Here is a 6,866-nt window from a genome sequence, read left to right as displayed (position 1 = left end):
CGATTTTCAGCGCGAAATCCGTAATGGCGATGTTTTCGAATTATTATATGAAACATCCTATGACCAGATTACCGGTAACGCGGTTAACACAAGATTGCATTACGCTGGTTTGAAATTATCCGGAAACCAGCTTGCTTTCTATCGCTATGAAAATAGTGATGCGGGCATTGGCTGGTTCGACAGAAATGGCGCCTCGGCGGCACGCACACTGATACGGACACCTATTTCTGGTGCGCGCCTATCATCATCTTTTGGCCGCCGCAAACATCCAGTCAGCGGTTATACAGCCATGCATAAGGGGGTGGATTTTGCAGCGCCGACAGGCACCCCCATCATCGCAGCCGGTTCGGGGGTTGTTAGCAAAGCCGGATGGCGGGGCTCATATGGGCGTTATGTCCGCATCAGACATAACAGCACTTACGATACTGCCTATGCGCACATGAAATCTATCGCGCGCGGTGTTAGAGCCGGTGCGCGCGTCCAGCAAGGGCAGATTATCGGTTATGTAGGAACGACCGGGCGTTCGACCGGGCCACATTTGCATTATGAAATTCTGGTCAATAACCGCCAGGTCAATCCGGTCACGGTACGGCTACCAACCGGTACCCGCCTTGATGAGGCGTTTCTACCTGCTTTTTCAAGGCAAGTTGACCTTGTCGATGCCGAAGTTCTATCACGTGGCAGCATCCAATTTGCCCAAAATGACCTGATTTCGTCGCTTGGTGATGCCCCTTGATGCTTGTTGATTCAATATGGCGCTATCCGGTTAAAGGCATGAGCGGTGAACAGATTGATGAGACCACTCTTATACCCGGACAGCCAATAGCTGGTGATCGACGCTATGCGATCTCAATCGGTGGTGACAAGGTCGCCAACAGTCCGGCTGGCACATGGTTCAAAAAAGCGCATTTCCTGCAATTAATGTCGCATGAAGCGCTAGCCGCCTTATCCTGTGTCGTGCAAGACGATCACTTGCACATCAGCAAAGATGGCATGCAACTACTACGGGCTGATCTGACTGATGCAACAGATGTTACCGCGGTTGAGCGCTTTTTTTCATCTTATATGAATGAACATATGCCTGGACGCCTGCGTGGCATCCCGAAAGTCGTGCGACTGGATAACCAAGCCTTTACCGACAATAAAGCGCCATGGATCACGCTAGGCGGCTCGGCATCAATCGACGCCTATGCCGCCGCAACAGGCACCACGCCAGATGCGCGCCGCTTTCGCCTGAATATGATGATCAAGACCGACACAGCCTTTAGCGAGGCCGCATTGATTGGCAAAGAGATTATGATCGGTGAGGCGCATCTTCGTATCGTTGCACCCGTGGGTCGATGCGCGGCTATTGATGTTGACCCGGCAACCGCCACGCGCGGCCAGGATACATTATCTGTGATGCGCGATGCATTCGGCCATACCGATCTGGGGGTTTTTGCAGAAATCCAATCTCCAGGCACAGCTAGAACAGGTGACACCATCACCGTTCTATAATTATGCCACAACAAACCAGATATCAGGCTAAGACGGTTGTCAGCCTAGCTGGCAACCTTTTTGTTATCCTGTTCATCCTGAACCGCTTCGGCAAGCTGGGCTGGCGACAAGGCAGATGTATCGTCGGTTTCAGCCGGCTTGACGCGGGGCTTGCGCTGACTAGTGCTGCTTTTCTTTGCGCCTTCAGCTTCATCAGATTCGGGTGCTGAACTATCAGCTGGACTTGCCTTATCCGCATCACCATTAACAGCTTCGGGTTTGGTTTCTGCCGCCTCGCCATTAGCCACTTGTGCAGCTTGTTCCTGCTGGCGCTTGGTTTCTGCCGCACCTACCGCTGCTTGATGCAGGCGGAAATAATGATCGGCAAACTGCGAATAGGCCTCAGCCGCAATACGCTCGCCGGATGACGACGCATCATGAGCCAAAGCAATATACTTTTCATGAAGCTGTTGGGCATTGCCACGCAGCTTTACGTCAGGACCATTCGATTCATACGACGTATTACGATTGGGCACATGACTGCCGCCACCGCCGCCGTTACCACGACGACCACGGCCACGACCGCGCTTTGCATTCTGGGGTTGTCTCATTAATTAAATACCAACTTATTATTCTGTAAGAAGTGGGTCAGTTAAAAGCAGTCTTTGGTATGATCGGCCTTAAACCGAAGTTAAGCAGACTGGCGTTTATCTGGGTATGTGCAAACGATAGGCAATGCCTTTACCGTTGCGATTTCTAAACAATAGTCATGGGTAGCAATCAATTTCAAGCAAAATAGTACATTTTGCTAATTTTTTAATCTAAACATCAGGCATCGGGTGATGCCAGCAAGATCCTTATGCATTTCAACGCAGGTCATATTCGCCATCTCAGCCAGTTGGATCACATCATCTTCCTGGCCCGCACCAATCTCAACCACCAGACAACCACCCGCCGCCAGACAAGAAGGCACCACGGTCATAAGGCCACGCCAGCAATCCAGCCCATCCGCACCGCCATCAAGCGCGCGCATCGGTTCGTAACGCGCCACTTCAGGTTCCAGAGCCGTGATTTCGGCGGCTGGGATATAAGGCGGATTGCACAATATAATGTCGAATGATCCGAATTGTGACATTTCATCCATAAAACTATGCTGATAAAAGCGGCTTTGTTCGGCAAGGCCAAGTGCTGTTGCATTATTACGGGCTGTTGCCAGCGCGTCTTCGCTAATATCAAGACCAAGCCCAACGGCATCCGGCAATTCACTGAGGCAGGCAAGCAAAAGACAGCCACTTCCGGTGCCAAGATCAAGAAGTTTCAGTTGTTTTGCAGGATTCACAATGCTTCGTGCTTTAGCCGCCGCGATAGCCGTTGCCACAATGATTTCGCTATCGGGGCGCGGATCGAGTGTTGCCGATGATAAGGCAAAGCGCAATGACCAGAATTCACGCCATCCACGGATGCGGCTGACTGGTTCGCGGGCAATACGGCGGGCAACAAGCGTTTCTAGAAGCGCCTTTTCCATATCGCCAAATGAAATGCTTTCATGCGGCAAAACGGCATCATCACGGCCTAAGGCCGCGCCTAGCAAAAGCCGTGCATCCTGTTGCGGACTGTCGATTGATGCCGCTGACAATATGGCGGCAACGTCCAGCAAAATTTCGCGCGCATCCTGCATGGTCATCACTTTATAAGCCTGAAAGCTGGTTAAACATCGGTTGCCTTATGTGCCTTCGGCAAGGCGGCGTGCCTGATCCTCGGAGATTAATGCGTCGATGACTTCATCTAGCGCCTCACCCGCGATCACCCGATCCAGCTTGTACAGGGTCAGGTTAATGCGATGGTCAGTTACCCGCCCTTGCGGAAAATTATAGGTGCGAATGCGTTCTGAACGGTCACCCGAACCCACCTGACCTTTACGATCAGCGGCACGTTCTGCCTGCACACGCGCGCGCTCGGCATCATAAAGACGCGCACGTAAAATTTTCATCGCCTTGGCACGGTTCTTATGTTGCGATTTTTCATCCTGCTGGCTAACCACAATGCCAGTCGGCATATGCGTAATACGCACTGCCGAGTCAGTCGTATTCACCGACTGGCCGCCAGGCCCCGATGCGCGGAACACATCAATCCGCAAGTCACTTTCGACAACTTCGACATCAACATCTTCGGCTTCGGGCAACACCGCCACAGTGGCTGCCGATGTATGAATACGCCCACCCGTTTCAGTTTCGGGCACGCGTTGCACCCGATGCACACCAGATTCAAATTTCAGCCGCGCAAAGACATCCGATCCGGTGATCGTTGCCGTAGCTTCTTTATAGCCACCAATACCTGTTTCAGACACTTCCATCACTTCGAATTTCCAGCCATATTTGGCCGAAAACCGTTGATACATACCAAATAGATCCGATGCGAACAACGCCGCTTCATCACCGCCAGTGCCTGCCCGCACTTCAAGAATAGCGTTACGCGCATCATCACGGTCTTTGGGCAAAAGCAATAATTGCAGTTTTTGCTGTTCGTCTGGAATTTGCGCCTGCAGCTCCTGCATTTCAAGGCGCGCCATTTCCAGCATATCCGGATCATCACCAGCTTCACCAACCATCACTTCGGCATCAGACAGTTCGCTTGTCAAACGCTGAACAAGTTCAATCTGTTCACAAACAGGGCGTAATTCGGATAGCTCGCGGGCAAAATTTGCCATCTCGTCAACCGAGAGTGACGCCGCATCATTCAGAATATTTTCCACTTCGGTGCGGCGCGCCAACACCTTATCCATGGTCGAGTCGAGGCTCATACCCTTATCCCTTACCTATTGCACTATTCATTGAAATTATCTGTAGGAGCGATAATTAAAGACAGTGCCTTAACAAGCGCATCACGAGTCACTTCATCCTGCGATCCATCGGCAAGGTTGCGAAGTTGCACAACACCACGTTCGACTTCATCACCGCCCAAAATAATGGCGATTTTGATACCGGCTTTATCTAGCTTTTTCATTTTCTTGCCCATATTGCCTGCTGTAGGCAAATCAACGCTAAAGCCAGCGTCTCGAAGGCTTTCAGCAAGTTGAAAAGCATGGTGATCGCTTTCGCTATCCGCCGACACAACAGCTAATTGTGGAACCACAACCGTGCCACCCGCCGCCAGCATCGCGAGGCGTTCAATACCACCAGCCCACCCAACACCCGCAATGGCAGGGCCGCCAAGCATTTCAGACAGGCCATCATAACGACCACCACCAAGAACAGTGCCTTGTGCCCCCAGCGCATCGGTTATAAATTCAAAGGCTGTATGGCAATAATAATCCAGTCCACGCACAAGAAGCGGATCGAACTGCCAGGCGATTTTAGCCGCATCAAGCGCAGTGGTCAGTGTTTCAAAATGCGCTTTGGAAAGATCATTCAGATGATCCTGCAATCGCGGCGCAGCGACGATGATTTCGCGATCACCCTTATCTTTTGAATCCAGAATACGAAGCGGATTCACCGCAAGCCTTTGCTTGCTGTCATCGGACAAAGCGTCTTTATGCCCGCCAAGATAGTCAACAAGCGCTGCACGATAGGTAAGGCGGCTTTCAGTATCACCAAGTGAATTGAGATGCAAAACACATTTATCCAATACACCAATATCGGCCAGCACCCGCGCCCCACAGGCAATGATTTCAGCATCGGCCAGCGCATCGGTTGGGCCCAGATATTCGATGCCAATCTGGTGAAACTGACGCATCCGTCCTTTTTGCGGGCGCTCATAACGGAACATGGGTCCTGCATAGAAAAATTTCAAAGGCAGGCTTTGTGTCAGCCCTCCCGAAATCATGGCACGGACAACACCAGCCGTATTTTCCGGACGCAAGGTAATCTGCTCACCGCCGCGATCTTCAAATGAATAGGTTTCCTTTGTCACCACGTCACTACTGGTGCCAAGGGGCTTTGAAAACACATCGGTAAATTCGAAAATCGGCGTCGCCATTTCCTGAAAGCCATATTGCGCACTGGCCGCCCGCGCATGATCGACAACAAATCGATGTCCAGCCATATCGGCGGGCAAAAGATCAGACGTGCCTCGAACAGGTTGCAGTTTCGACATGGCTCAGGCTTTCATCTTTTTAGGCAATTCTTTATCGGCTGTTTCAGCCGCCTCGGCTTTCTGCGCGACGCGGATAGCTTCGGCTTTCGCCTCGACCATTTCGACTACATGTTCGACAATATCACCATTCGACAAACGATGGTCAGCCATGCCCGAGACATAAATCTGATGCGTGTCTTTGCCGCCACCAGTCAGGCCGATATCCGTTTCACGCGCCTCGCCAGGGCCATTCACAACACAACCAATTATCGATACCGAGATGGGTAGATCAATATGCGCAAGCCTATCTTCGATCACTTCGACAGTCTTGATAACGTCGAATTGCTGACGCGCGCAGGATGGGCATGAAATCACCGTGACCCCACGCCGCCTAAGGCCAAGCGATTTCAGCATTTCATATGCCGCTTTGACCTCTTCGGTTGGATCGGCTGACAATGACACACGGATTGTATCACCAATGCCAGCCCATAACAGATTACCTAACCCAATAGCCGATTTTATCGTGCCCGCCCGCAATCCACCAGCTTCGGTAATGCCGATGTGGAGTGGACAGTCAATCGCATCGGCAAGTTGCTGATAGGCAGCAACAGCCAGAAATACATCTGATGCTTTGACCGAGATTTTAAATTCGTGAAAATCATTATCCTGTAAAATACGTGCATGATCGAGTGCCGATTCAACCAGCGCTTCAGGACAAGGTTCGGCATATTTGTCCAGTAAATGCTTTTCCAGCGAACCCGCATTCACGCCAATCCGCATTGAACAACCATGATCACGCGCCGCCTTGATAACCTCGCGCACACGATCTTGCTTGCCGATATTGCCGGGATTGATCCGCAGACAGGCAGCACCCGCGGCGGCGGCTTCGATAGCACGGCGATAATGGAAATGAATATCTGCGACAATCGGTACCGGGCTACCCGCACAAATTTCTTTCAAGGCAACGGTGCTGGCCTCGTCAGGACAGGACACACGCACAATATCGGCGCCTGCTTCGGCGGCGGCATCAATCTGCGCCCGAGTCGCGGCAATGTCCGTAGTCAGACTATTTGTCATGGTTTGTACCGAGATTGGCGCATCACCACCAACCGGCACATTGCCAACCATAATCTGACGGCATAAGCGGCGATCAATCGAACGATATGGACGATAGGCACTAGACAAAATATGGCTCCAGCAAAAGTAAACACCTATACACGCATAGGCATACGGTTCAGTAATCAAACTCCGTTATGTCTATAGCCGTTTAGCCCGCTCAATACCAGTGGCAAGTCCGCACATACAGATGGTATGGCACC

Annotated in this window: 7 protein-coding genes (1 of these 7 cut by a window edge); 2 read left to right on the top strand and 5 right to left on the bottom strand. The window is 51.5% G+C overall.

The window, feature by feature from the left end; translation table 11 throughout:
* Nucleotides 1–736 carry the 3' portion of a M23 family metallopeptidase gene (locus SAR116_RS09930; protein WP_238531147.1) on the top strand. 731 nt of this gene lie to the left of the window's left edge, so 736 of the gene's 1,467 nt are visible here — the last part of the coding sequence; the start codon falls outside the window, past its left edge; its stop codon occupies nucleotides 734–736.
* Complete coding sequence (locus tag SAR116_RS09925) at nucleotides 736–1,497, top strand: MOSC domain-containing protein (RefSeq protein WP_013046804.1); 762 nt, start codon at nucleotides 736–738, stop codon at nucleotides 1,495–1,497. Before SAR116_RS09930 ends, SAR116_RS09925 begins: the two co-directional genes overlap by 1 nt.
* A 44-nt stretch (nucleotides 1,498–1,541) precedes the next feature.
* Here the strand turns inward: SAR116_RS09925 and SAR116_RS09920 are convergent, their stop codons facing one another.
* From SAR116_RS09920 to ispG, 5 genes are all read right to left on the bottom strand, one after another.
* Nucleotides 1,542–2,087, bottom strand: coding sequence for a DUF4167 domain-containing protein (locus tag SAR116_RS09920; RefSeq protein ID WP_013046803.1), 546 nt, complete (start codon nucleotides 2,085–2,087; stop codon nucleotides 1,542–1,544).
* 197 nt (nucleotides 2,088–2,284) lie between these two features.
* On the bottom strand, nucleotides 2,285–3,160 hold the full coding sequence (prmC, locus tag SAR116_RS09915; protein WP_041860904.1) for a peptide chain release factor N(5)-glutamine methyltransferase: 876 nt from the start codon (nucleotides 3,158–3,160) through the stop codon (nucleotides 2,285–2,287).
* A 39-nt stretch (nucleotides 3,161–3,199) separates the two neighbouring features.
* Complete coding sequence (gene prfA / locus SAR116_RS09910) at nucleotides 3,200–4,276, bottom strand: peptide chain release factor 1 (protein ID WP_013046801.1); 1,077 nt, start codon at nucleotides 4,274–4,276, stop codon at nucleotides 3,200–3,202.
* A 23-nt stretch (nucleotides 4,277–4,299) separates the two neighbouring features.
* Entirely contained in the window at nucleotides 4,300–5,568 is a 1,269-nt protein-coding gene (gene hisS / locus SAR116_RS09905; RefSeq protein ID WP_013046800.1) for a histidine--tRNA ligase, read from the bottom strand.
* Between the two features lie 3 nt (nucleotides 5,569–5,571).
* On the bottom strand, nucleotides 5,572–6,675 hold the full coding sequence (gene ispG / locus SAR116_RS09900) for a flavodoxin-dependent (E)-4-hydroxy-3-methylbut-2-enyl-diphosphate synthase (RefSeq protein WP_049757526.1): 1,104 nt from the start codon (nucleotides 6,673–6,675) through the stop codon (nucleotides 5,572–5,574).
* Between the last annotated feature and the right edge of the window lie 191 nt (nucleotides 6,676–6,866).

The sequence above is a fragment of the Candidatus Puniceispirillum marinum IMCC1322 genome (genome assembly GCF_000024465.1).
GTDB lineage: Bacteria > Pseudomonadota > Alphaproteobacteria > Puniceispirillales > Puniceispirillaceae > Puniceispirillum > Puniceispirillum marinum.
This window is presented reverse-complemented; position numbering and strand designations above follow the sequence as displayed.